The sequence below is a fragment of the Microbispora sp. H13382 genome (assembly GCF_014161445.1).
In the GTDB taxonomy this organism is placed as follows: domain Bacteria; phylum Actinomycetota; class Actinomycetes; order Streptosporangiales; family Streptosporangiaceae; genus Microbispora.
Genome location: NZ_JABBXA010000001.1, coordinates 791,421 through 816,305, shown reverse-complemented (window position 1 = coordinate 816,305; position 24,885 = coordinate 791,421). Strand labels below are relative to the sequence as shown.

Annotated in this window: 21 protein-coding genes and 1 tRNA gene; 14 read left to right on the top strand and 8 right to left on the bottom strand. The window is 70.8% G+C overall.

From position 1 onward, the window contains the following. Window positions 1-99: 99 nt before the first annotated feature. Complete coding sequence (gene polA / locus HHX41_RS03660) at window positions 100-2,781, bottom strand: DNA polymerase I (RefSeq protein ID WP_182904758.1); 2,682 nt, start codon at window positions 2,779-2,781, stop codon at window positions 100-102. 98 nt (window positions 2,782-2,879) lie between these two features. On the opposite strand from polA, the gene HHX41_RS03655 reads away from it, so the two are divergent. The 6 genes from HHX41_RS03655 to HHX41_RS03630 all read left to right on the top strand — a co-directional run bounded on the left by HHX41_RS03655 (window position 2,880) and on the right by HHX41_RS03630 (window position 8,377). Continuing rightward, a complete protein-coding gene (locus tag HHX41_RS03655) occupies window positions 2,880-3,260 on the top strand; it encodes a PaaI family thioesterase (RefSeq protein ID WP_169979678.1) in 381 nt (126 codons plus the stop codon). Between the two features lie 459 nt (window positions 3,261-3,719). Beyond that, on the top strand, window positions 3,720-5,003 hold the full coding sequence (locus tag HHX41_RS03650; protein ID WP_259400570.1) for a branched-chain amino acid ABC transporter permease: 1,284 nt from the start codon (window positions 3,720-3,722) through the stop codon (window positions 5,001-5,003). A gap of 13 nt (window positions 5,004-5,016) precedes the next feature. Next, complete coding sequence (locus HHX41_RS03645; RefSeq protein WP_169978296.1) at window positions 5,017-6,006, top strand: branched-chain amino acid ABC transporter permease; 990 nt, start codon at window positions 5,017-5,019, stop codon at window positions 6,004-6,006. Continuing rightward, window positions 5,996-6,925 (top strand): ABC transporter ATP-binding protein, encoded by a 930-nt coding sequence (locus HHX41_RS03640; protein ID WP_182904757.1) that lies wholly within the window; start codon window positions 5,996-5,998, stop codon window positions 6,923-6,925. Before HHX41_RS03645 ends, HHX41_RS03640 begins: the two co-directional genes overlap by 11 nt. Further along, window positions 6,922-7,800: an ABC transporter ATP-binding protein gene (locus HHX41_RS03635; protein ID WP_182904756.1), complete on the top strand. Its 879-nt coding sequence runs from the start codon at window positions 6,922-6,924 to the stop codon at window positions 7,798-7,800. The genes HHX41_RS03640 and HHX41_RS03635 overlap by 4 nt, the downstream gene beginning before the upstream one ends. A gap of 103 nt (window positions 7,801-7,903) precedes the next feature. Then, on the top strand, window positions 7,904-8,377 hold the full coding sequence (locus HHX41_RS03630) for a hypothetical protein (RefSeq protein ID WP_182904755.1): 474 nt from the start codon (window positions 7,904-7,906) through the stop codon (window positions 8,375-8,377). Window positions 8,378-8,481: 104 nt separating this feature from the next. Here the strand turns inward: HHX41_RS03630 and HHX41_RS03625 are convergent, their stop codons facing one another. After that, window positions 8,482-9,786 carry an ABC transporter substrate-binding protein gene (locus HHX41_RS03625; RefSeq protein WP_169978304.1) on the bottom strand — a complete coding sequence of 435 codons (1,305 nt, stop codon included), beginning with the start codon at window positions 9,784-9,786 and terminating at the stop codon, window positions 8,482-8,484. A gap of 206 nt (window positions 9,787-9,992) precedes the next feature. Beyond that, window positions 9,993-10,589 (bottom strand): response regulator, encoded by a 597-nt coding sequence (locus tag HHX41_RS03620; RefSeq protein WP_310741750.1) that lies wholly within the window; start codon window positions 10,587-10,589, stop codon window positions 9,993-9,995. 120 nt (window positions 10,590-10,709) lie between these two features. On the opposite strand from HHX41_RS03620, the gene HHX41_RS03615 reads away from it, so the two are divergent. Beyond that, window positions 10,710-10,784 (top strand) — tRNA-Leu (locus HHX41_RS03615). A 112-nt stretch (window positions 10,785-10,896) separates the two neighbouring features. Here the strand turns inward: HHX41_RS03615 and HHX41_RS03610 are convergent. Continuing rightward, window positions 10,897-12,075 carry a CdaR family transcriptional regulator gene (locus HHX41_RS03610; protein ID WP_182904754.1) on the bottom strand — a complete coding sequence of 393 codons (1,179 nt, stop codon included), beginning with the start codon at window positions 12,073-12,075 and terminating at the stop codon, window positions 10,897-10,899. Window positions 12,076-12,262: 187 nt separating this feature from the next. Between HHX41_RS03610 and HHX41_RS03605 the strand changes: the two genes are divergently transcribed. From HHX41_RS03605 to HHX41_RS03575, 7 genes are all read left to right on the top strand, one after another. Further along, window positions 12,263-13,129 (top strand): ABC transporter ATP-binding protein, encoded by an 867-nt coding sequence (locus tag HHX41_RS03605; RefSeq protein ID WP_182904753.1) that lies wholly within the window; start codon window positions 12,263-12,265, stop codon window positions 13,127-13,129. Next, a complete protein-coding gene (locus HHX41_RS03600) occupies window positions 13,117-14,010 on the top strand; it encodes an ABC transporter ATP-binding protein (RefSeq protein ID WP_259400569.1) in 894 nt (297 codons plus the stop codon). Before HHX41_RS03605 ends, HHX41_RS03600 begins: the two co-directional genes overlap by 13 nt. After that, window positions 14,010-14,900: a branched-chain amino acid ABC transporter permease gene (locus tag HHX41_RS03595; RefSeq protein WP_169978312.1), complete on the top strand. Its 891-nt coding sequence runs from the start codon at window positions 14,010-14,012 to the stop codon at window positions 14,898-14,900. The genes HHX41_RS03600 and HHX41_RS03595 overlap by 1 nt, the downstream gene beginning before the upstream one ends. 64 nt (window positions 14,901-14,964) lie before the next feature. Then, window positions 14,965-16,047: a branched-chain amino acid ABC transporter permease gene (locus HHX41_RS03590; RefSeq protein WP_396793972.1), complete on the top strand. Its 1,083-nt coding sequence runs from the start codon at window positions 14,965-14,967 to the stop codon at window positions 16,045-16,047. Further along, window positions 16,008-17,291 (top strand): ABC transporter substrate-binding protein, encoded by a 1,284-nt coding sequence (locus tag HHX41_RS03585; protein ID WP_182904751.1) that lies wholly within the window; start codon window positions 16,008-16,010, stop codon window positions 17,289-17,291. Before HHX41_RS03590 ends, HHX41_RS03585 begins: the two co-directional genes overlap by 40 nt. 74 nt (window positions 17,292-17,365) lie before the next feature. Then, window positions 17,366-18,511 (top strand): acyl-CoA dehydrogenase family protein, encoded by a 1,146-nt coding sequence (locus HHX41_RS03580; RefSeq protein WP_182904750.1) that lies wholly within the window; start codon window positions 17,366-17,368, stop codon window positions 18,509-18,511. Continuing rightward, window positions 18,508-18,936 carry a thioesterase family protein gene (locus tag HHX41_RS03575; protein ID WP_169978320.1) on the top strand — a complete coding sequence of 143 codons (429 nt, stop codon included), beginning with the start codon at window positions 18,508-18,510 and terminating at the stop codon, window positions 18,934-18,936. Before HHX41_RS03580 ends, HHX41_RS03575 begins: the two co-directional genes overlap by 4 nt. 72 nt (window positions 18,937-19,008) lie before the next feature. On the opposite strand, the gene HHX41_RS03570 is transcribed toward HHX41_RS03575, so the two are convergent. The 4 genes from HHX41_RS03570 to pyk all read right to left on the bottom strand — a co-directional run bounded on the left by HHX41_RS03570 (window position 19,009) and on the right by pyk (window position 24,801). Continuing rightward, entirely contained in the window at window positions 19,009-19,371 is a 363-nt protein-coding gene (locus HHX41_RS03570; protein ID WP_182904749.1) for a nuclear transport factor 2 family protein, read from the bottom strand. 153 nt (window positions 19,372-19,524) lie between these two features. Then, window positions 19,525-21,438, bottom strand: a complete 1,914-nt coding sequence (locus HHX41_RS03565) for an ABC transporter ATP-binding protein (RefSeq protein WP_182904748.1) — start codon at window positions 21,436-21,438, stop codon at window positions 19,525-19,527. Further along, on the bottom strand, window positions 21,435-23,240 hold the full coding sequence (locus tag HHX41_RS03560; RefSeq protein WP_182904747.1) for an ABC transporter ATP-binding protein: 1,806 nt from the start codon (window positions 23,238-23,240) through the stop codon (window positions 21,435-21,437). Before HHX41_RS03560 ends, HHX41_RS03565 begins: the two co-directional genes overlap by 4 nt. 130 nt (window positions 23,241-23,370) lie before the next feature. Further along, on the bottom strand, window positions 23,371-24,801 hold the full coding sequence (pyk, locus tag HHX41_RS03555) for a pyruvate kinase (protein WP_169978328.1): 1,431 nt from the start codon (window positions 24,799-24,801) through the stop codon (window positions 23,371-23,373). Between the last annotated feature and the right edge of the window lie 84 nt (window positions 24,802-24,885).

Here is a 24,885-nt window from a genome sequence, read left to right as displayed (position 1 = left end):
GCGGACCCGGGCCGGCTGGGCCCGCCGCGGACCCCACACGGGCGGGGCCGTGGTCCACCGCGGCGTTCCCCGCGAGCGGTGGCCGGTCGGCGGGAAGGATCAGTGGCCGGCGTCCTCCCAGGTGGTCCCGACGCCCACGCTGACCTCCAGCGGCACGCTCAGGTCGTAGGCCCGGCACATCTGCGTGCGCACGACCTCGGTCAGCTCCTCCAGCTCGCCCGGCGCGACCTCGAACACCAGCTCGTCGTGGACCTGGAGCAGCATGCGGGAGCGCATGCCCTCGATCGCCCTCTGCACGTTCAGCATGGCGACCTTGATGATGTCGGCGGCCGAACCCTGGATGGGCGCGTTGAGCGCCATCCGCTCGGCCATCTCCCGGCGTTGCCGGTTGTCGCTGGTCAGGTCGGGCAGGTAGCGGCGGCGGCCCAGGATCGTCTCGGTGTAGCCGTCCGTGCGGGCCTGGGCGACGATCGACTCCAGGTAGTCGCGGACGCCGCCGAACTCCTCGAAGTATTCCTCCTTGAGCGCCCTGGCCTCTGCGACGGGGATGTTGAGCTGCCCCGACAGGCCGAAGTCGGACAGGCCGTAGGCGAGGCCGTAGTTCATGGCCTTGATCCGGGCGCGCAGGTCGGCGTCCACCTGCTCGGGCGGCAGGTCGAAGACGCGGGACGCGGTGGCCTGGTGGAAGTCGTGGCCCGACTCGAAGGCCGCGATCAGCGACTCGTCCCGGGACAGGTGCGCCATGATCCGCAGCTCGATCTGGCTGTAGTCGGCCGTCAGGAGCGTGTCGAAGCCCTCCCCCACCACGAAGCCCTTGCGGATGCGCCGGCCCTCGACAGTGCGGATCGGGATGTTCTGCAGATTGGGCTTCTCGCTCGACAGCCGCCCGGTGGCCGCCACGATCTGGTTGAACGTGGTGTGGATCCGCCCGTCGTCGGCGATCTCCTTGATCAGGCCCTCGACCGTGGTGCGCAGCTTGGTCTGGTCGCGGTGGCGCAGCAGGATCACCGGCAGCTCGTTGTCGGTCTGCTGGGCCAGCCAGGCGAGCGCGTCGGCGTCGGTCGTGTAGCCCGTCTTGATCTTCTTGGTCTTCGGCAGGCCGAGCTTGCCGAACAGGATCTCCTGCAGCTGCTTGGGCGAGCCGAGGTTGAACTGCTCCCCCACCGCCTGGTGGGCGGCCTCGACCGCCTGCTTGACGGCCGCGCCGAACTCCGCCTCCAGCGCCGCGAAGTACTGCCGGTCGGCGGCGATGCCGTCCCGCTCCAGCTCGGCCAGCACCCGCACCAGGGGCAGCTCGACCTCGGTCACCAGCCGGGTGCCGCCGCGCTTGGACAGGTGCGCCTCCAGCGCGTCGGCCAGGTCGCGCACGGCCTGGGCCCGCAGGGCCAGGTCCCGGGCCGCGCCCTCGTCGGCGTCATCGAACAGGGAGGTCTGCCCGCCGGGCGCGGACTCGGCCCGCAGCTCGCGATGGAGGTAGCGCAGGACCAGGTCCTCCAGGGGGAACGACCGCTGCCCCGGCATCGCCAGATAGGCGGCGAGCGCCGTGTCGCAGGTGAGGCCGCGCAGGTCGAGGCCGTGTGCCCACAGCGCGAGCAGCGGCCCCTTGGCGTCGTGCACGGCCTTCGGCCGCTTCTCGTCGGCCAGCCAGCCGCCGAGCGCCGCCTCGTCCTCCTCCGTCAGCCGCGTGGGGTCGAGGTAGGCGGCGCCGTCCGGCCCCGCGATCGCGACGCCCTCCAGCCGTCCGGTGCCGCTGCCGTAGGAGCCCTGGAAGGCCAGCCCGGCGCGGGCTCCGGGGATGGCCGCCAGCCAGCCGGCCACCTGGCCCGGCTCCAGCACCGTCACCTCGAGCTCGAAGCCCTCGCCGGCCTCCGGCTCGGTGGTGCCGAGGACCTTGAACAGACGCTCGCGCAGCTCCCCGCGGATCTGCACCGCGTCGAGGAGCTTGTTGACCTCCTCGCGGTCCCACAGGCCCATGGTGAGCGCGGACACCTCGGCGTCGACCGGGGCGTCGCGCTTCAGCTCGGTCAGCATCCGGTTGTGGATCACCTGGCCGAGGTGCTCGCGCAGCTTGTCGCCGACCTTGCCCTTCACCTCGTCGGCCCGCCGGACCAGCTCGTCCAGCGAGCCATACTCGACGATCCACTTGGTGGCGGTCTTCTCCCCCACGCTCGGGATGCTCGGCAGGTTGTCGCTGGGGTCGCCGCGCAGGGCCGCGAAGTCGGGGTACTGGGCCGGGGTGAGGCCGTACTTCTCCATGACGGCGCCGGGGGTGAAGCGGGTCATGTCGCTGATGCCCCGCCTGGTCATCAGCACCGTGACCTTCTCGTCGACGAGCTGGAGCGCGTCGCGGTCGCCGGTCACGATGAGCACGCTCATGTCCTCGCCGGAGGCGCGCGTCGCCAGCGTCGCGATCAGGTCGTCCGCCTCGAAGCCCGGCACCGACAGCCGCGGGATCCGCAGCGCGTCGAGCAGTTCGAAGATGAGCTGCATCTGGCCGCGGAAGTCCTCGGGGGTCTCCGCCCGGTTGGCCTTGTAGCCGTCGTACGCCTCGTGCCTGAAGGTGGGCTCGCTCCGGTCGAAGCAGACCGCGACGTGACTCGGCTGCTCGTCGCGCAGGATGTTGGCCAGCATCGAGGTGAAGCCGTACACCGCTTCGGTGTGCTGACCGTCCGTGGTCATGAGGTTCGCGTCCTTCAACGCGTAGAACGCGCGATAAGCAAGAGAATGCCCGTCCAGGAGCAGCAGACACGGACGGGTGGGGGTCGCTTCACTCTTCGGCACACCCGCAGCCTAGTCTCCCTGTACGACAGAAAACCCGTGCTCTTCCCACAGGAGGCGTCCCCTTGACCTTGACGGATCCCGAGGAACTGGCGGCGTCGATGAACGCGTCCGGGGACCACCTGCACCAGCGGATGGGCATCACGATCCTGGAGGCGAGCGCCGACCGGGTGGTCGGCCGCATGCCCGTCGAGGGCAACACCCAGCCGCACGGCCTGCTGCACGGCGGAGCCTCCTGCGTGCTTGCCGAGACGCTCGGCTCGACCGGTGCCGCCCTGCACGCCGGAGCGGGACGGGTGGTCGTCGGCATCGAGATCAACGCCACCCACCACCGCTCCGCCTCCTCCGGCGACGTCACCGCCGTCGCCACCCGCGTGCACGGCGGCCGGACGCTCGCGACGTACGCCATCGAGATCACCGACGCCGAGGGCCGCACGGTCTGCACGGCCCGTCTGACCTGCATGATCAGGGACGCTCGCTGAGGCCGGGAGGCGCGCGGGCCGGACTCGCCCGCGCGCCGGCCAGGCAAGCACCACGAAAACCCCTTACGACGCATTGGGCCTCATAGCGGAACGGCTTGCGACTCTCTTTGCACGGGAGTCGCTCCGGTCGCTACCGTTGTGGCTCCAGAGCCCGTGGGAGACCGAGTAGACAACGTGCGGAGCCGGGGAAGCTGTGTACGGTCCCAAAGGTCCTCCCACGGGCTCATGCCTTCTCGGCACCAAATCTCAGCACCGATCCCCAGTTGACTCCTTACATGCCCTGACCTGCGAACCCTTTCTCACGTCAGTGACACACCATGGTCACCAATTGGTGACGAACGACCCGGAAACGGGCGTCTCAGGCTTATGCTCCGGCCACAACATCGCAGCAACCTGACCGATGTTGCGCGTCCGCAGTGGGGGCACGACCCCGCCATGACCTGAACAGAGGGAGCACCATTGCGCAGAGCCGTGATCGCGTTCACGGCCTTCCTGGGTGGACTCGTCTTTCTCCTCTCCTCCCCCGCCTGGGCGGACGGGGAGGCCCTGAAGGGCACACTCCAAAACCAAGGCCAGCCGGTGAACGGCGTCAAGATCAGCGTGGCGGGCGAAGACGGCAAACCCGTCGGCGACGCCACCACGGGTGCCGACGGCAAGTGGGAGATGCCGGTCCCCAAGGCGGGCACATACAAGGTCACACTTGACCAGTCGACGCTCCCCCCGGGAGTCGCGCTGAAGTTCAAGGACCGGGCCACCCTGAACGTCCAGGTCTACGACGGAAGCGAGCGCAACGTCCTGTTCGCCCTCGCCCCTGCCGGTCAGCAGGACGGGGCCGCCGCGGCGTCCTCGGACTCCTCCTCCTTCTGGGACCGGGTCGCCCAGCTCACCTTCGAGGGCTTCAACCTCGGACTCATCATCGCCCTCGCGGCCATGGGCCTCTCGCTGGTCTTCGGCACCACCGGGCTCACCAACTTCGCCCACGGCGAGTTGCTCACGTTCGGCGCGATGTGCGCCTACTTCTTCAACGTGGTCGTGGGACTCCCGCTCATCTGGGCCGCGGTGATCTCGGTCGCGATCGGCGGGGTCTTCGGGTACGGCCAGGACCGGTTCTTCTGGGGGCGCCTGCGCAAGCGCGGCAGCAGCCTGGTCGCCATGATGATCATCTCGATCGGCCTGGCCCTGTTCCTGCGCTACGTCTTCCTCTTCTTCTTCGGCGGCGAGGGCGCCCCGTACGCCGAATACAACGCCCAGCCCGGCATCCAGGTCGGCCCGATCTCCGCCGCGCCGAAGAACTTCATCGCGATGGGCATCGAACTCGCCGTGCTCGTCGTCGTCGGGGTCGCGCTGCTCAAGACCCGCGTCGGCAAGGCGGCCCGGGCTGTCGCCGACAATCCCGCCCTGGCGGCCTCCTCGGGTATCAACGTCGACGGCGTCATCCGGATCATCTGGACCGTCGGCGGCGCCGTCGCCGCGCTCGCGGGCGTCATGCTCGGCCTCGCGCAGAACGTCAGCTACCAGATGGGCTTCCAGGTCCTGCTGCTGGTCTTCGCGGGCGTCACCCTCGGCGGCCTCGGCACCGCGTTCGGCGCCCTGGTCGGCTCCATCGTCGTCGGCCTGTTCATCCAGCTGTCCACGGTCGTGGTGCCGACCGAGCTGAAGACGGTCGGCGCGCTGCTGGTGCTCATCCTCGTCATGCTCTTCCGGCCGCAGGGCATCCTCGGCCGGCGCGAGCGCATCGGCTGATCGGAGACCACACGTGGACTGGACCACAATCCTCATCACCACGGTCAAGGCCTCGATCGGCCTGGAGACCGTCGTCTACGCGCTCGCCGCGATCGGCATCAACATCCAGTTCGGCTACGCCGGGCTGCTCAACTTCGGCCAGGCGGCCTTCCTCGGCGTCGCCGCGTACGGCATGGCCGTCACCGTGGCCACCTTCCACCTGCCGTTCTGGCTCGGCATCGTGATCGGCCTGGCGGCCACCGTCGTGCTGGCCTTCCTGCTCGGCATCCCCACCCTGCGGCTGCGCGCCGACTACCTCGCCATCGTCACCATCGCGGCGGCCGAGATCGTCCGGCTCGTCTTCAGGTCGGTCAAGTTCAGCAGCGTCTTCGGCGGCTCGGACGGCCGGCAGAACTTCTCCGGCGACTTCTTCGCGATGAACCCCTACTCCCCCGGCACGTACGGCATAGGCCCGATCAGCTTCAACGAGCGGGTGACGTGGGTGCTGACCGTCGGCTGGGTGCTCATCGCGATCGCCTGCGGACTGGTCTACCTGCTCATGAAGAGCCCCTGGGGCCGCGTGCTCAAGGCCATCCGCGAGGACGAGGACGCCGTGCGCAGCCTCGGCAAGAACGTCTTCTCCTACAAGATGCAGGCCCTCGTGCTCGGCGGCGTGGTCGGCTGCCTCGGCGGCTTCCTGTTCGCGCTCGGGCAGGCGTCGGTGCAGCCCGACCTGTTCAGCACGGAGTTCACCTTCTACGCGTACACGATCGTGATCCTCGGCGGCGCGGCCCGCGTCTTCAGCCCCGTCGTCGGCGCCGCGATCTTCTGGGTGCTGCTGGTCTTCGTCGGGAACACGCTCAGCGAGGCCGTCTCCGCCGGCCTGCTCCCCTCGTTGTTCACCGTGAACAACATCGGCGCGGTCCGCTTCATGCTGGTCGGTCTCGGCCTGATGCTCCTGCTCATCTTCCGGCCTCAGGGCATCTTCGGCGACAAGAGGGAGATCGCGCTCGATGCACGCTGACACCACCCCGTCCAGGAAGGCGGCGGCGCTGGCCGCCTTCGCGGGCCTCGACCGCGAGCCCGGCGTTCCCAAGCCCGACCCGATCCTCGTCGTCGACAAGGTCGTGCGCCGGTTCGGCGGCCTCACCGCCGTCAACGTCGACCACGTGGAGATCCAGCGCGGGTCGATCACCGCGCTCATCGGCCCGAACGGCGCCGGCAAGACGACGTTCTTCAACCAGCTCACCGGCTTCGACAGCGCCGACGAGGGGTCCTGGACCTTCAACGGCAAGCAGCTGAAGGGCGTGCCCGCCCACCGGGTGGCCCGTGCGGGCATGGTCCGCACGTTCCAGCTCACCAAGGCCCTGTCGAAGCTCACCGTCATGGAGAACATGCGGCTCGGCGCGCAGAACCAGCGCGGCGAGAACTTCTTCCGCGCGCTCATCCCGGGCAGCTGGCGCGGTCAGGAGGACGAGATCACCGAACGCGCCGAGGAGCTCCTCGAGCGCTTCAAGCTCGACGCCAAACGCGACGACTTCGCCGGCTCGCTGTCCGGCGGCCAGCGCAAGCTGCTGGAGATGGCGCGGGCCCTGATGGTCGGCCCCGAGCTGGTCATGCTGGACGAGCCCATGGCGGGCGTGAACCCGGCCCTGACCCAGTCGCTCCTCGGGCACGTGAAGGACCTGCGCGAGGAGGGCATGACGGTGCTCTTCGTGGAGCACGACATGGACATGGTCCGCGACATCAGCGACTGGGTGGTCGTGATGGCCCAGGGCGCCGTCATCGCGGAGGGCCCGCCGGACACCATCATGTCGGACTCGCGCGTCATCGACGCCTACCTGGGCGCCCACCACGACGCGCCGATGTCCGCCGAGGAGTTCGAGGAGCAGCTGCAGGAGGCCGAGGCCGAGCTGGAGGCCGGGATCGAGGAGAAGGCATGACCGCCCCCACGCCGGACAACGGCGCCGAGCCGGACCGCGTCCCCACCCCGGAGGACGCCGCGGAGCCGGACCGCGCCCCCACGCCGGACAACCCCGAAGAGCAGGTCTCACAGGCGGCCGTCGTCGACCGCTCCGACCATCTCGCCGGCGCCGAGAAGGCGCTCCTGCGGGCCGACGAGCTGTACGCCGGCTACATCCCCGGGGTCAACATCCTCAACGGCGCCGACCTGTACGTGAAGAAGGGCGAGCTGATCGGCATCATCGGCCCGAACGGCGCCGGGAAGTCGACCCTGCTGAAGACCCTGTTCGGGCTCGTGCCGGTGCGCAGCGGCTCGGTCATCCTGAACGGCGAGGACATCACCAGCCTCAAGGCCCACTCGCTGGTGGCCCGCGGGGTCGGCTACGTCCCGCAGACGAACAACGTCTTCCCCAGCCTCACCATCGAGGAGAACCTCGAGATGGGCGCCTACCAGGTGCCCGGAAAGTTCAAGGAGCGGTTCGAGTTCGTCTGCGAGATCTTCCCCGCGCTCCGCGAGCGCCGCAAGCAGCGCGCCGGTTCGCTGTCCGGCGGTGAGCGGCAGATGGTCGCCATGGGCCGCGCGCTCATGACCGAGCCGTCGGTCCTGCTCCTGGACGAGCCGTCCGCGGGCCTGTCGCCCAAGCTGCAGGACCTGGTCTTCATCCAGGCCCAGCAGATCAACAAGGCCGGCGTGACCGTCATCATGGTCGAGCAGAACGCGCGCCGCTGCCTGCAGATCTGTCACCGGGGCTACGTGCTCGACCAGGGCCGCAACGCCTACATGGCCAGCGGTAGCGACCTGATCAACGACCCCAAGGTCATCCAGCTCTACCTGGGCACCCTCGCCCGGGCCTGAGCCTTCCTCCGAGGGCCCCGGCGCACCCGCGCCGGGGCCCTCGTCGTACGTCTGTGACCTCATCCGCACCTGATCGGCGACCGCCGGGGCCACAATGAGCCGTATGACCCGAACCCCCCTCCGGGCGGCACTGGTCGTCGCGGCGCTGGCGGCGGGCCTGTCCGCCTGCCAGGCGCCGTCCTCCGGGCCGCGGACCTCCCCCGCCTCCCCAGACTCCCCCGCCGCCTCGCCGGCCGCCACCGGCGCGATCTACGTCACCGGTGCGAAGGCCGGGGACGATCCCTGCGCCCGCGTGGTGTCCGCCATCGGCTACCTGGGGCTGTCGCTGCTGCCGCCGGGGCAGGAGGAGGCCCAGCACTGGGACGGCGACGTACGCGGCCGGTTCGGTTACCTGCGCGGCACGCTGGAGATGTACGGCCCCCGTCTGCCGGCGCCGGCCAAGGACGCCGTCGCGGCCGTCGACGGCGTCGCGCGGACCCTGTCCCGGGCCGGCACGGCCGCTTCCCGGCGTCCGGGCCTGTTGCGCCGGTATCGCGCGGCGTCCGCCGCGGTCCTGGCCGCCTGCGGCCGTTCCTGACCCGGGCACGGGGTGTCACGCGGAACGGATCGGCCGCGAGAACGCGACAGGGGCCCGCTCCACCGAGCGGGCCCCCTCGTGCTGTGGATCAGCCGTGCTGTGGATCAGCCGGCGATCTTGCCGGTGTTGAAGGCGACGTTCTTGTTGGTGTTGTCGGCGCCGTACTCGTAGATGCCGATCGTCGCCTCGGCCGGGTCACCGGCCTCGTTGAACTCGATCGGACCGGACGCGCCGTCGAAGTCGATGTCCTTGCCGGCCGACAGCAGGTCGTTGCAGGACTTGAAGTCCTTGCACTTCTCGCCGCCGCTGGAGACCTCCTGGAGCTTGGCCGCGATGTCCGCCGGCGCGTCGCTCTTGGCCGCGACGGCCGCGAGCGCGCTGAGGATCGTGGCGTCGTACGACTCGGGGCCGTAGTTGAAGTCCTTGAGGTTCGGGTCGATCGTCATCAGCTTGGCCTTGAAGTCGTCGGAGACCTGGGCGCCCGGCTGGGTGCCCTTCGCGCCGTCGAGCGTGCCCTTGGGGAAGCCGTCCTTGCCCGTGCCGTAGTTGGACAGGTTGCCGTCGACGAAGTAGTACTTGACCTTCTTGGCGGTCAGGCCCTGCTTGACGAGCTCAGGAATGATCTTCTTGGTCTCGTCGAAGCCGATCAGCGCGATGGCCTTCGGATTGGCTTCCTTGATCTTGGCGACGTCCGCCGAGTAGTCGGCCGCCTTCGGGTCGTAGATGACCTTCTCCACGACCTGGCCGCCGCCGCCCTCGACCGCCTTCTGGACGTTGTCCGCGAGGCCCGTGCCGTACGCGTCCTGGAGGGCCAGGATGCCGACCGTGTCGTTGCCGTCGGCGAGGATCAGGTCGCCGAGGACGCGGCCCTGCAGCACGTCCGGCGGAGCCGTACGGAAGTACAGGCCCTTGTCGTTGTAGGTGGTGAACTGGTCGGAGGTGTTCGCCGGCGAGATCTGCACGACGCCCGCACCGGTGATCTTGTCGATGACCGACAGCGACACCGAGGACGAGGCGGCGCCCACGACCACATCGGCCTTCTGCTGCAGCAACTTGTCGACAGACTGGGACGCAATGTTGGTCGACGTGTCACCCGAGTCGGTGTCGATCTGGACCACCGGCTTGCCGAGGACACCGCCGGCGTCGTTGATCTCCTTCACCGCCAGCCCGACACCCGCGAACTCCGGCGGACCGAGGAAGGCGAGGGAACCGGTCTGCGGCAACAGCGTGCCGACGGTGAGAACGCCGTCGCCCTGCGCCGTGGCGGCGGCGGGCGCGGAGGACGACTGTGCCGCCGGTGCCGAGGAAGCCGGCGCGGCGCTGTCCTCGCCACCGCCACAGGCCGTCAGCGCGAGGCTGGCGGCCGCGGCGACGGCCAGCGCCCGCCCGAGGGGGGCAATGCGGATCATGAAGCATCTCCTTCATCCAGGCCCGGGAATCGTCAGCGCTGCCGACTGGTCCCGATCGAATGGCTGAAAGGTACATAGGCCGGGCACGGCCCGACCAGGGATGCATCAGAACTGTCCGCACTTGGATGCGGAGTCGTAATAACTCCTCAACTTAGCGGGACGGCCCCTGACCAGGAGTCTTCTCCTCCGGGTCCAGAAGAGGACGCTCAGGCGGGCGGCTGGGCCTCGCCGCCGCTCTCGTTCACCACGACCTGCGCGACCTGGCGCATGCTCATACGCCGGTCCATGGACGCCTTCTGGATCCACCGGAAGGCCTGGGGCTCGGTCCACCCGTGCTGGGCCATGAGCAGGCCCTTCGCCCGCTCCACGAGCTTCCTGGTCTCCAGCCGCTCCGACAGCGTGGAGACCTCCTTCTCCAGCGCGGCGATCTCCTCGTGCCTGCTGACCGCCATCTCGATCGCCGGAACCAGGTCGCCCTTGGTGAACGGCTTGACCAGGTAGGCCATCGCGCCCGCGTCCCTTGCGCGTTCGACCAGGTCGCGCTGGGAGAACGCGGTGAGGATGAGGCACGGCGCGATCCGTTCGGAGACGATGCGCTCGGCCGCCGAGATCCCGTCGAGCACGGGCATCTTGACGTCGAGGATCACCAGATCGGGGCGGAGCTCCATGGCGAGCTTGACCGCCGTCTCACCGTCGCCGGCCTCGCCGACCACGGCGTAACCGTCCTCTTCGAGCATCTCCTTCAGGTCGAGGCGGATCAGTGCCTCGTCTTCCGCGATCACCACTCGCCGCTGCGTACTCACGCACAAGAGGTTACCGACGTCCGCTACATTAGAACCACGCCAGGGGCCTCGTGAATGATCATCCGTTTGGTAGGCTTCTGCGCGACGGGTTCGGACAAGTCACATAATGTCCGGATTGAAGCCCCGGTACCCCAATTGGCATGAGGGAGCGGATTCAAAACCCGTACAGTGTGGGTTCGAGTCCCACCCGGGGCACTTTCACTCCTCGCGTTCGCCCGGAAACCGTCAGCGGCGACTGCAACGGCCGGCGACGTGTGACGATTCCACGACTCGCCGTCGGGCTCTCCGTCTCCTCGTCCGAACGGACTCAGGTGCCGGGGAGGAGACGGACGGCGTCGAGGGCGAGGGAGAGCTCGACCACGTCCAGCGGCCGGGCCAGCGACCGGCCGCTGAGCTGCTCGATGCGGCGCACCCGGTTGAAGACGGTGTTGCGGTGACAGTAGAGCTCGGCCGCCGCCCGGGCCGCGGACCCCTCGCAGCGCAGCCACGCCTCAAGCGTCGCCAGCAGCACGCCGCCGTCGGGTGAGGCGATGATCGGGCCGAGGACGCCGCCCGCGAGGTGCCCGGCCAGCTCCGGCTGGCAGACCACCAGGGCGGCGGGCAGCCGCCGGTCAAGCCGCGCGACCTCCGGCGCGCTTCCCGAGCAGGTGCGCATCGCCACCTCCGCCAGGCGGCGGGCCGTGCCGAGGTCGGCGAGGCTCTCCACCACCGGACTGACGCCGGCGCTCGCGCAGACGACCGGGGTGATGGCGGCCACCAGGTCGTCCAGCTCCCGGTCGCCGAGGTACACGACCGCCATCTCCAGGTCCGGGCGCATGCGCCACAGGAAGCGCAGCCCGCCGATCTCGTCGGGGCGGTGCACGCGGTCGGGCTGCGCGGGCAGCCGCGTTGTGACGACCGCATAGCGGCCGTGCTCCGGCAGGCCGAGGGCGCCGGCGGCCACGCCGGCCACCGCCGCGTCGGCGCGGCCCTCCAGGAGGGCGTCGAGCATGGCGTTGACGCGCTGGTTGGTCCGGCCGAGCAGCTCGTTCTCCCGGCGGCGGTAGGCGTCGGCCGCCGCCACGGCCTGACGGTCGATGGCGTGCCACACATGGGTGGCGCTGCGCAGCAGGGCGGGCAGCCGCTCCTGCCCCTGGTCGCCGATGATGTCGATCACGCCGTTCCAGGTGACCTGCGCGGCCAGGCGGTAGCTGCGCATGAGCGAGTCCAGCGGAAGCCCGAACTCGGCCCGCCTGCGCCCGACCGTCTGGGCGTAGGCGACGTCGCGCCGCTCGTGCCGGGGCTGCAGGATCGCGGTGATGCCGACCCGCAGCCCTTCATGGGTGCTCTTCCAGTGGTCCTCGTAAGGGACCGTCATGCGGTAGGCCTCGTCGCTGTCCCTGCCGCGCTTCACCAGCTCGTCGGCGAGCCGGGGGAGCCGTTCCAGCAGTCCTGCGGCGGAGGTCCGCAGCAGTTCCCGGACCTCGGAGTCCGTCCTGGACCTCATGCCCCGAATGTGCCAGCCGGCAGCGTCCGGAACAAGGTTCGGTTCTCGTTTCGTGATGCGGGATTGTGCTGGAGCACAGGACACGACCGGCGGGCATGGGCTGGGGTCCCGACTTGACTCCCGGCGCTGGACGGCCCTCGACCAGGCTGGGTTGGGTGTGCCTTCATCGAAGTCACAGGAGGCGCTGATGTCTGGTGAGGCGGGCCCGGCGAGCGGCGGCCCGGGGAAGCGGGGCCTCGAGGTCGTCGGCCTGGAGGTGCGGTACGGCCCCGTGCGCGCCCTGCGCGGCGTCCACCTGGCCGTGCCCCGGGGCGCGGTGGCCGCGGTGCTCGGCGCGAACGGCGCGGGCAAGACGACGCTGCTGCGTGCGGTGTCGGGGACGCTGCGGTTCCACCGGGGCGCGATCACGTCGGGCACGGTCTCCTTCGGCGGGTCCCGCCTCGACGGCGCGCAGGCGGCGGCCGTCGTGCGGCGCGGCGTGGTCCAGGTGCCGGAGGGACGGCGGGTGTTCGGGCGGATGACCGTGGCGGAGAACCTGCGCGCCGGGGCGCTGGGCGTGCCCGGCAGGCGCGCGGCGGCGGCCCGCGAGCGGGTGCTGGAGCTGTTCCCGGTGCTGGCCGAGCGGGCGCACCAGCGCGCGGGCCTGCTGTCGGGCGGCGAGCAGCAGATGCTGGCGATCGGCCGGGCGCTCATGGCCGGTCCCTCGCTGCTGCTGCTTGACGAGCCCACGCTCGGACTGGCGCCGTTGATGGCGGCCCGGATCGCCGACACCGTGCGGCAGATCAACGCCCAGGGCACGTCGGTGCTGCTGGTGGAGCAGAACGCGGCGATGGCGCTCGCGCTGGCCGAGCGGGCGTACGTGCTGGAGGTGGGCGAGGTGACGCTGTCGGGACCGGCGGCGGACCTGGCGGCCAGCGACGAGGTCCGCCGCCGCTACCTCGGCGTCGGCGCGCCCGATACAGACCGACCGGTCGGTACCGACCCCGGCGCCGCCGACGGCCACCAGAGCCACGAGAGGCACGAGAGGACCAGGCTGGCGAGATGGACGGCATGACCCGCCACCGCGGCGAATCGCAGGCGCACCCGGCGAGGCGCCTCCGCACGCCCCCGGCAAACCAACCGGTCGGTACGACAGGCGGGGACGGCCCGGCGCACCTCGTGGTCAGCGAGGTGACGGTCCGCTTCGCCGGGCTCACCGCGCTCGACGCGGTCAGCTTCACCGTGGCCCCCGGCAGCGTGCACGCGCTGATCGGCCCGAACGGCGCCGGCAAGTCCACCTGCTTCAACGTGCTGTCGGGCGTCTACCGCGTCACCTCAGGCAGCGTGCGCTTCGGCGGCGCCGAGCTGACCTCGCTGCGCCCGCACCGGGTGGCGGCGCTGGGCGTGGCCCGGACCTTCCAGAACATCGCCCTGTCCCCGCACCTCACGGTCCGCGACAACCTCATGCTCGGCCGGCACCGCCTCACCAGGGCGGGATTCGTCTCGGCCGGTCTGCGGCTGCCCTCGGCCAGGCGCGAGGCCGTACGGCACGGCGCGCGGGTCGAGGAGATCGCCGCGTTCGCGGGCGTCGGCGAGGCGCTGCCCGTCCCGGTGGGCCTGCTGCCGTACGGCGTGCAGAAGCGGGTGGAGCTGGCCCGGGCGCTGTGCATGGAACCGCGACTGCTCCTGCTGGACGAGCCGGTCGCGGGGATGAACGGCGGCGAGCGGCGGGAGATGGCCGCCCTCATCCGGTCGGTGCGCGAGAGCCTCGGCATCTCGGTCCTGCTGGTCGAGCACGACATGGGCATGGTCATGCGGATCGCCGACGCGGTGACCGTGCTCGACTTCGGCAGGCGGATCGCGGACGGCCCGCCCGAGGAGGTCCAGCGCGACCCCGAGGTCGTCCGCGCCTACCTCGGCGACTTCGACTCCGGCGGCTTGGGCGGGGAGGCGTGATGGCGGTCTTCCTGGAACTGCTCGTCAACGGGATCTCGGTCGGAGCCGTGTACGCGCTGATCGCGCTCGGCTTCGTGGTGATCTTCAAGGCGACCGAGGTGGTCAACTTCACGCACGCGTCGCTGCTGCTGGCCGGTGGCTATGTGATCGCCAGGCTGCACCCGCTGGTCGGGTTCTGGGCGGCGCTGGCGGCGGGGATCGCGGCGGCGGCGCTGGTCGGGGCGCTGGTGGAGTTCCTGATCCTGCGCCGGGCGCACGTCGGCTCGCGCGGCGTGCTGGCCATCGTCACGATCGGCGTGGACATCCTGCTCACGACCGAGCTCACCCGCCGGATCGGCACCGAGGTGCTCGCCCTGGGCGACCCCTGGGGCGACCGGGTGCTGCGTCTGGGCCCGATCACGGTCGCCGAGACCCGCGTCGTGGCCCTCGCGGTCGCCGCCGCGCTGATCGTGGCGTTCCTGCTCGCCTTCAAGTTCACCGGCTGGGGCGTGGCGATGCGTGCCACGGCCGAGGACGCCGAGACCGCCGCGCTGATGGGCGTGCGGCTCGGCCGGGTCTCGCTCAGCGCGTGGGCGGTCGCCGGGGCGCTGGCCGCGGTCGCGGCGATGTTCCTGTGCGTCTTCCCGACGCCGGGTCTCGACCGGGGCACGGCCGCGGCGGCGATGAAGGCCTTCCCCGCGGCCATCCTTGGCGGGCTCGACTCGACCACCGGGGCGCTGGCCGGAGGACTGATCGTGGGCGTCACCGAGACGCTGATGAGCGGCTACCAGAGCGAGCTCGCCTTCCTGGGCCGCGGCATCGGCGACGCGGCGCCGTTCCTCGTGATGATCGTGATCCTGCTGCTGCGGCCCTCCGGGCTGTTCGGCACGAAGGAGCCGGCCCGTGTCTGACTCCACACCCACAGCCGCGACGTCCACCCCCGCTACGCCCACACGGCCCGCGTACCGGCCCGCCGTGCTGCGCCTCCCGGCGCGGCCTATCCGGGCCGCGCTGTGGCTCACGGTGCTCGCGGCGGCCGTGGCGGTGCCGTTCTACCTGGAGGGGTTCTGGCTGCAGGCGGGGCTGTTCGCGATGTCGGCGGCGATCGGCGCCATCGGGATCAACCTGCTGACCGGGGCGACCGGGCAGCTGTCCCTGGGACATGCCTTCTTCCTCGCGGCCGGGGCGTACTCCTACGTCTACCTGTCGTCGGACCTGGGGCTGCCCGCACCGCTCGCGGCCGTGGCGGCGGTGGCCGTCGCGGGCGTGTGCGGCGGACTGTTCAGCCCGATCGCGGGCCGCCTCAAGGGCGCCTACCTCGGCATCGCCACGCTCGCCCTGATCTTCGTCGGCCAGCACGTCCTGTTCAACGCCGAGCCGGTGACCGGCGGCTTCAACGGACGGCCGGTGCCGCCGATGGAGCTGTTCGGGTTCGTCTTCGCCGACACCCCGGAGCTGGTGGTGCTGAACGTGCCGTTCGGGTCGCTCGAACGGCTGTGGTTCCTCGGGATCGCGCTGCTCGCGGGCGCGGCGGCGTTCGCCCGGGGTGTGCTGCGCGGCCGTCCCGGCCTGGCGATGAACACGATCAGGGACCACGAGATCGCCGCGGGGGTCATGGGCGTCCCGGTCGCCCGGTACCGCGCGGGCGTGTTCGTCCTGTCGTCCATGTACGGCGGGCTCGCCGGGGTGCTGGTCGCCCTGGTCTTCCAGCAGGTCGTGCCGGACTACTTCGGCATGCTGCTGTCGCTCGACTACCTCGCGATGATCGTGATCGGCGGCCTGGGATCGGTCGCCGGGGCGGTCGCCGGGGCCGCGTTCGTCTCCCTGCTCCCCCAGCTGCTCACCCGCTACAGCGACGCGCTGCCGCTGGTGGCCGAGCCGGGTTCCGGCGGGGTCTCTCCCGCCGAGGCCGCGCGGATCCTCTACGGCGCCGCCGTCGTCGCGGTGGTGCTGTTCCTGCCCGGTGGTCTGGCCGGGCTCGCCACGCGGCTCGGCCGCGTTCGACTCAAGGAGCTCAAATGGGCGAAATCGGCACCCGCGCCGGCATCGCGGCGTTAGCCCTGCTGTCCCTGGCCGTCGCGACCTCGGCCGCGGGGTGCGCCAGCGACAAGGCGACGGGCGGCGGCGCGGACGCCGGGGCGGTGAGCGGGGACGGGGTCAAGACCGGCCCCGGCGTCACGGCCACCACGATCACCGTGAGCGCGCTCACCGACCTGACCGGCCCGTACGCGTCGTTCGGCAAGAGCCAGACGCAGGCGCAGCAGCTGTACTTCGACCAGGTCAACGCCGGCGGCGGGGTCTGCGGCCGCAAGTACGAGCTGGTCGTCCGCGACCACGGCTACGACACGCAGAAGGCGGTGGCGGCCTACACCGAGGTCGCGCCCAGGTCGGCGGCGATCGCGCAGTTCATCGGATCCCCGATGATCACCGCGTTGAAGCAGCGCGTCGACGGCGACAGGCTGCTCACGATCCCGATGGCGTGGGCGACCACGTTGCTCGGCAGCCGGGCCATCCAGGTGACCGGCACGACGTACGACATCGACATGATCAACGGGGTCGAGTTCCTCACGAAGCAGAAGGGCGTCAGGTCCGGCGACAAGATCGGGCACCTGTACTTCGAGGGCGACTACGGCGAGAGCTCGCTGAACGGCTCGAAGTACGCCGCGGACAGGCTCGGCCTGCGGATCGTCGAGCAGAAGATCAAGGCGACCGACCAGGACATGAGCGCGCAGGTGGCGGCGTTCAAGGCGGCCGGGGTGAAGGCCGTGCTCGTCTCGGTGGGCCCCCGGCAGACGGCCTCGCTGGTCGGCGTGTCCCTCGCCAAGGGCATGGACGTGCCGTTCGTCGGCAGCAACTCGGCGTACTCGCCGCAACTGCTCGGCACGCCGGCCGCGCCGGCCCTGCTCAAGGACTTCTACTACGTGACGGCGGGGACGCCGGTCAGCGTGAAGAACCCGGGAATGCGGAAGCTGGTGGCCGACTACCAGGCGAAGTACCCCGGCGAGACGCTCGACAGCGGTGTGGCCAGCGGCTGGAGCGCCGCGATGATCGTGGACGAGGCGATGAAGAAGGCGTGCGAGGCCAAGGACCTCAGCCGGGACGGCGTCCTGAACGCCCACCGCTCGCAGTCGAGCTTCGGCGGCGACTTCGGCACGCCGATGGACTTCACGTTCTTCGACAAGCCCGCCTCCCGCTCGTCGTACGTGCTCAAGCCCGACAAGGCGGCGCTCGGCGGCGCGGTGGTCTTCAGGGAGCCGGAGGTCTCCGAGCTGGCGAAGGACTACCCGGTGCCGGTGGGCTGACCCGCGAGGGGCCACGTCCGCACCGGTGGGGCACTGGCTAGTATCCCCATGCCGAACAATCGTCTGGAGAATCGATGCGACGCACCATCTACGGCGAGGACCACGAGGCCTTCCGCGACTCCGTGCGGCAGTTCGTGATCCGCTCGGTCGCCCCGAGGGCCGAGGAGTTCATCGAGCGCCGGCTGATCGACCGCGAGGTGTGGCGGGAGGCCGGCCGGCAGGGACTCCTCGGCCTGGAGGTCCCCGAGGAGTACGACGGCGCGGCGGCGGGCGACTACCGCTTCAACGCCGTGCTCACCGAGGAACTGGCCGGGGTGGGCATGGCTCTGGCGTCCAGTTTCGGCATCCACTTCGACGTGGTCGCGCCGTACCTGGTGGAGCTGACGACGGACGAGCAGAAGAAGCGCTGGCTGCCGCCGTTCTGCTCGGGAGAGGTGATCACCGCGATCGGCATGACCGAGCCGAGCGGCGGGTCGGACCTGGCGGCACTGCGCACCACCGCCGTCAGGGACGGCTCCGACTGGATCATCGACGGCTCCAAGACGTTCATCACCAACGGCTACCAGGCCGACCTCGTCGTGGTCGCGGCCCGGACCAGCCCGGAGAAGCGGGCCAAGGGGATCACGCTGTTCGCGGTCGAGGAGGGCATGCCCGGCTTCCACCGGGGGCGCAAGCTGGACAAGGTCGGCCAGCCGGAGGCCGACACGGCCGAACTGTTCTTCGAGGGCGTGCGGGTGCCGGCCGCCAACGTGATCGGCGAGGTGGACCGGGGGTTCGTCGCGATGATGGAGCGCCTCCCTCAGGAACGCCTCGGCAGCGCCGTCACCAACATCTCGCACGCCGCCGCCGTGCTCGCCGAGACACTGTCGTACGTGAAGGAGCGCAAGGCGTTCGGCCAGGCGATCGGCAGCTTCCAGTACAACAAGTTCACCCTCGCCGACCTCGTGACGAAGGTCGAGGTGACCCGGGCGTACGTCGACCAGTGCGTGGCCGCCCACGCGGACGGCGAGCTGACGGCGGTCGACGCGGCCAAGGCCAAGATGTGGACCGCCGATGTGCAGAACCAGGTGATCGACGCCTGCGTGCAGCTCTACGGCGGCTACGGCTACATGAGGGAGTACCGCGTGGCGCGGGCATGGATGGACGCCCGGGTGACCCGGATCTGGGCGGGGTCCAACGAGATCATGCGTGAGATCGTCGGCCGGGATCTGGGCCTGTGAAGGACCGGGGAGCATATCCGCACTGGCGGGACGTGCCCACGCGGTGGAAGGACAACGACGTCTACGGGCACGTCAACAACGTCGTGCACTACTCGCTGATGGACACCGTGATCAACACCTGGCTCATCGAGGAGGGCGGGCTGGACATCCACGAGGGCCCGGCCATCGGCCTGTGTGTGGAGTCGCGCTGCTCCTACCGGGCCTCGGTGTCCTTCCCCCAGGTGATCAGCGTGGGCCTGCGGATCGGCCATCTGGGCCGCTCCAGCGTCCGCTACGAGCTCGGCCTGTTCACCGGGGACACGCTGATCGCCGAGGGCGATTTCACCCACGTCTTCGTGGACCGGCACACCCGCCGCCCGGTGGAGATCGGCCCGCCCCTGCGCCCCGCCATGGAACGACTCCTCCTCCCCCCTTCCCCCGCGTGACCGTGCCGCACGGACGGCGCCCCGGTCGCGCGGGGCGGCCGATGCGGCCCGTGAAGCCGATGAGAGCGAGGTTCACGGCTCCACCGTCCGGGTGATCGAGTCGACGCGGCGAACCCGCCCGTCGGGGGCGAGCCGGGCGAACAGGTGGACCTCGATCCGCAGGGTCTTGTCCTTCCTGGTCCGGACGGTCATGGTGTAGCGGGCGGCGGCCCGGTCGTCGTCGATCAGCGTCTCATGGACCTGGATGTCCAGCTCGCGGGCGTTCTTGCGGGCCGGACCGGCGTGGTCGATCAGCCGCCGGCGGTCGAGGATGTTGCCGTCGGTGCGGTATTCGAGGTCAGGGGTGTGGTAGCGGTCCACGATCGTGGCCGGGTCCTCGTGGCCGAAGGCCAGTTCGTACGGCAGCCGCGTCAGGAAGGCGTGGAAATCGGGCATCAGACCACCTCGCGGCGGACGTACCTGAATGGTGTTCTCATGACCGGCAATCCTCGTACGGCCGGACCTCTGGCGGCGTCCCACTCACGGAGTCATCCGCCGCTACTCCCCCGGGATCAGCCCGGCCGGGTGGACCGGGACCCGGGGAGCAGCTCAGGCGAGGCTGTCGAGCCAGGCGCGGTGGAGGCGGGCGAACCGGCCGGCGCCGGCGATGAGGCGGTCGGGCGGGCCGTCCTCCACGATCCGGCCGTGCTCCATGACGAGCACCCGGTCGGCGATCTCCACGGTGGACAGGCGGTGGGCGATGATCAGCGCGGTCCGGTCGGCGAGGATCGTCCGCAGCGCCCGCTGCACGAGCCGCTCGCTCGGCACGTCGAGGCTGGAGGTGGCCTCGTCCAGGATCAGCACCGCGGGGTCGGCCAGGAAGGCCCGGGCGAACGCGACGAGCTGCCGCTGCCCCGCCGACATGCGGCCGCCGCGCTTGCCGACATGCGTCTCGTACCGGCTGGGGAGCGCGGAGACGAACGTGTGGGCGCCGATTGCCTCGGCGGCCCGCTCGATCTCCGCGTCCGGCGCGCCGGGCCGCCCGAACCGCACGTTGTCCGCGATCGTCCCGCTGAACAGGTAGTTCTCCTGGGTGACCATCACCACGTGGCGGCGCAGGGTGTCCTCGTCCAGGTCACGCAGGTCGACGCCGTCGAGCAGCACCCGCCCGGCGACCGGATCGTGGAACCGGGCGATGAGCTTGGCCAGCGTGGTCTTGCCCGCGCCCGTGGTTCCGACGACGGCCACGGTCTGCCCGGCGGGGATCTCCAGGTCGAGCAGCGGCAGCACCGGCGGGCCGTCGCCGTAGGCGAACCGGACGCCCTCGAAACGCAACGCCCCGGCGGCGCGCGGCAGCGGCACCGGGCGGCGCGGTTCGGCCACCGACGGCCGCTCCTCCAGCACTCCCGACAGCTTCTCCAGCGCCGCCCCCGCGGACTGCAGGGCGTTGTAGAACTGGCTGATCTCCTGCATCGGCTCGTAGAACTGGCGCAGATAGAGAAGGAACGCGGCGAGCACGCCGACCGTGACCGTGCCTCGCATCGCGAGCAGGCCGCCGTACAGCAGGACGGCGGCGACCGTGACGTTGCCGATCAGTTTGATGCCGGGCATGAACACGGCGACCAGGCGCATGCCGCGGGTGTTGGCGGCCCGGTAGCCGTCGTTGAGCCGCTCGAAGATCTCCTGGTTGCGTGGCTCCCTGCGGAACGCCTGCACCGCGCGGATCCCCGTCATCGACTCCACGAAGTGGACGATGACCAGCGCGACCGCCTCGCGCGTACGGCGGTAGACGACGCTCGACTGGCGGCGGAACCACCGGGTGAACAGCAGCAGGACCGGCAGCGGCAGCAGCGCCACCAGACCGAGGCGCACGTCGAGGACGAGCAGCATGACGGCGGTGCCGCACAGCGTGAGCACGGCCGTGACCAGGCCGTCGAAACCGGACTCGAGCAGCTCCGCGATGGCGTCCACGTCGGAGGTGAGCCGGGAGATGACCCGCCCCGAGGTGTACTTCTCGTGGAACGGCAGCGACAGCCGCTGGAAGTGGTCGAAGACCCGGCGGCGCAGCTCCAGCAGGATGTCCTGGCCGATCCGGCCCGACATCTGCAGGAACGCCTGCCGGGTGAACGCCTGCGTGAGCGCGGCGGCCAGCACCGCGCCGACGATCGTGAGCAGCGTGCCCGCGCCCTGACCGCGCAGCATGGGCGGGATGCCGTCGTCGATGCCCGCCTTCACCAGGTACGGCAGGGCCAGGCCGGCCGCGTTGGACACCACGATGACCGCGGTGAGCACGGCGATCGCCCGGCGGTGCGGGCGCAGCAGGTCGCCGAGCAGCCGGCGCGACCGGGTGCGCAGCAGCAGGGACACGCGCTCGGAGATCTCGTCACGGTCCTCCGCGGCCACCCCCCGCCAGGTTGTGTTTCCCGCTCGCTCGTCGCGGCGCTCGGTGTTTCCCGCTCGCTCGGTGTTTCCCGCTCGCTCGGTGTTTCCCGCTCGCTCGGTGTTTCCCGTTTCGCGGGTCATCGGATGGATCCCTCGGGGTCGAGGTCGGCGTCCTGGGCGAGCAGTTCGCGATACTCCGGCACGTCCGACAGCAGGTCGCCGTGGCGGCCGACGTGGGTGACGGTGCCGTCGCGCAGCAGCGCCACCCGGTCGGCGAGCAGCACGGTCGAGGCGCGGTGCGCCACGACGATGCCGGTGGCCTCCGCGAGCACCCGCCGCAGCGCCTCCTCGACCAGCGCCTCGGTCTCCACGTCGAGCGCCGACAGGGTGTCGTCGAGGACGAGCACGCGCGGCCTGCCGAGCACGGCCCTGGCCAGCGCGAGCCGCTGCCGCTGGCCGCCCGACAGCGACATCCCCTGCTCTCCGATGCGGGTGTCGAGGCCCCACGGCAGGTCGTAGGCGAACGCCGCCTGCGCGATCTCCAGCGCCTGCCTGATCTCCTCCTCGGAGGCGTGCCCGTGGCCGAGCGTCACGTTCTCGCGCACGCTCATCGAGAAGAGCGTGGGCTCCTCGAACGCGGTGGCGACCACCGAGCGCAGCGAGGCCAGCGACAGGTCCCGCACGTCGTGCCCGTCGATCGTGACGCGCCCGGCGGTGACGTCGAGCAGCCGGGGCACGAGCGCGGTCAGCGTCGTCTTGCCCGACCCGGTGGCCCCCACGAGGGCGACCGTCTCCCCCGGCCGCACCTCCAGCCACACGTCGCGCAGCACCGGACCGTCGGCCCCAGGGAAGCGGAACCCCGCGCCCTCGAAGCGCACGTGGCCGCGCGGGCGCTCGATGACGGCCGGGCCGCCGCTGATCGCGGGCACCGTGTCGAGCACCTCGACCACCCGATCGGCCGAGGTCATCGCCTCCTGGCCCATGGCGAGGATGTAGCCGAGCGAGGCGACCGGCCAGACGAGCTGGAGGACCAGCGTGGTGAAGGCGACCAGCGTGCCGAGCGTCAGCGCTCCGGCGCCGACCGCGATCGCGCCCAGCAGCAGGACCAGGGCGAGCGTGACGTTCGGCACGACCTCGAGGAAGGTGAAGAACCGCGAGGCCAGCCGCACCTTCGACAGCGAGGTGCGGCGGATCTCGCGCGCGGCGGCGGCGAAGTTCGCGAAGACGTGCCCGCGCCGACCGAACGCCTTGACCGTGCGGATTCCCACGGCCGACTCCTCGACCAGCGTGGCGAGGTCGCCCTGCTGGTCCTGCACCTGCCGGGAGATGACGATGTAGCGCCGCTCGAACCGCAGCGACAAAGCCACGACCGGGACGGCGGAGACGGCGACGACCAGGCCGAGCGGCCAGTACATCCGCAGGAGCACCACGGTGACCGCGGTGAGCTGCAGGATGTTCATGATCAGGAAGAGCACGCCGAAGCCGAGGAACCGGCGGATCGTGGACAGGTCGGTCGTCGCCCGGGACAGGAGCTGGCCCGACTGCCACCGGTCGTGGAAGCTCATCGGCAGCCGCTGGAGGTGCCGGTAGAGGTCGTCGCGGATGGCGGTCTCCAGGCCGAGGACCGGCCCGGCCTGCGACCATCGGCGGACGAACGTGAGGACCGCCTCGGCGACGCCGAGGCCGAGGGCAAGCAGCCCGAGCGGGACCAGCCCGCCGCGATCCCCGTGGGCCACGGGACCGTCGATGATCTCCTTGCCGACGAGCGGGATCACCGTGCCGGCGGCGATCCCGAGCAGCGCCGCGAGCCAGGACACCACCAGGCTGCGCACGTACGGGCGCAGGTAGGACCGCAACCGCCACAACGAGCCCCACGAGGACCGGCGGACACCGGGCCCCGGTGCCTGTGCCCGTGCCGGTGCCTGTGCCTGAGGGGAGTCCATCAACGGGCGCAGCGCTCCTCCGGCGTCTGACAGGACAGGACGACTCGCTCCTGCCATGCTCCGTCGAAGGGCGCCGCGCCTTCAAGAGGTTTTCGCCCGCCGCCGGGTGTCACAGCCCGGCGGAGCCGCCTCAGCGCGGGTGGGCGACCGCCGACCCGATGGTGTGGACGCGCAGCGAGTTGGTGGAGCCGTGGTTGCCGGGCGGCGAGCCGGCCACGACGACGATCTTGTCGCCCTTCTCGCAGACGCCGAGCGACAGCAGCGAGGCCTCCACCTGGCGGACCATGTCGTCGGTGTGGTGGACGAACGGCACCTCGAACGTCTCCACGCCCCACGTCAGCGCGAGCTGGCCGCGCACCAGCGGGTTGGACGTGAACGCCAGCAGCGGGATCGGCGAGCGGTAGCGGGCCAGACGCCGGGCGGTCTCGCCGGACATCGTGAACGCGACCAGGGCCTTGGCGTTGACGATCGCGCCGACCTCGGCCGCGGCGCGGGCGATGGCGCCGCCGGTCGTCTCCGGCAGGCGCTCCAGGGTGTGGGTGGCCTGCAGGTAGGTGCCCTCCGCGGCGACCGCGATGCGGGCCATCGTGGCGACCGACTCGATCGGGTAGGTGCCCACCGAGGTCTCGCCGGACAGCATCACCGCGTCCGCGCCGTCCATCACCGCGTACGCGACGTCGGACGCCTCGGCGCGGGTGGGCCTGGGGGCGCTCATCATCGAGTCGAGCATCTGGGTGGCCACGATGACCGGGTGGGCCTTCTCCCGGCACAGCTCGATGATGCGGCGCTGGACGATCGGCACCTGCTCCAGCGGAAGCTCGACGCCGAGGTCGCCGCGGGCGACCATCACGCCGTCGAAGGCGTCGACGATCTCCTCGAGACAGTCGACGGCCTGCGGCTTCTCGATCTTGGCGAGGAGCGGGAGCCTGACGCCCTCCTCCTCCATGATCGCGTGGATGAGCGCGGCGTCGTCCGGCGACCGGACGAACGACAGGGCGATCATGTCGAAGCCGGTGCGCAGCGCCCAGCGCAGGTCCTCCTCGTCCTTCTCCGTGAGCGCGGGGGCGCTGACGGCGACGCCGGGGAGGTTGAGGCCCTTGTTGTCCGAGATCATGCCACCGATGACGACGCGGGTGACGACGCGGGGCCCCTCGACCGCGGTCACCTCGAGGTTCAGCCGGCCGTCGTCCACGAGGATCGTGTCACCCGGCTTGACGTCGCCCGGCAGGCCCTCGTACGTGGTGGAGACGATGTCCCGGTCGCCGGGGACGTCCTCGGTCGTGATCGTGAAGACGTCGCCGTAGCCGAGCCGCACGGGACCGGAGGCGAAGCGGCCGACACGAATCTTGGGACCCTGTAGGTCGGCGAGGACGCCGACGGCGCAGCCCAGCTCGTCGGCGGCGGCCCTGACCCGGTCGAACACCTCCTTGTGCAGCTCGTGGCTGCCGTGCGAGAGGTTGAAGCGGGCGACGTTCATGCCCGCCTTGATGAGCTCGCGTAGGCGCTCCGGCGAGGAGGTGGCGGGCCCGAGGGTACAGACGATCTTTGCTCGACGACTCACAGCACTACCCTAATTGGTACAGACCACTTGCGGTGACGGCGCACACAGCCGTCGCCTAATGTTCAGACACTTCACGCGATCATC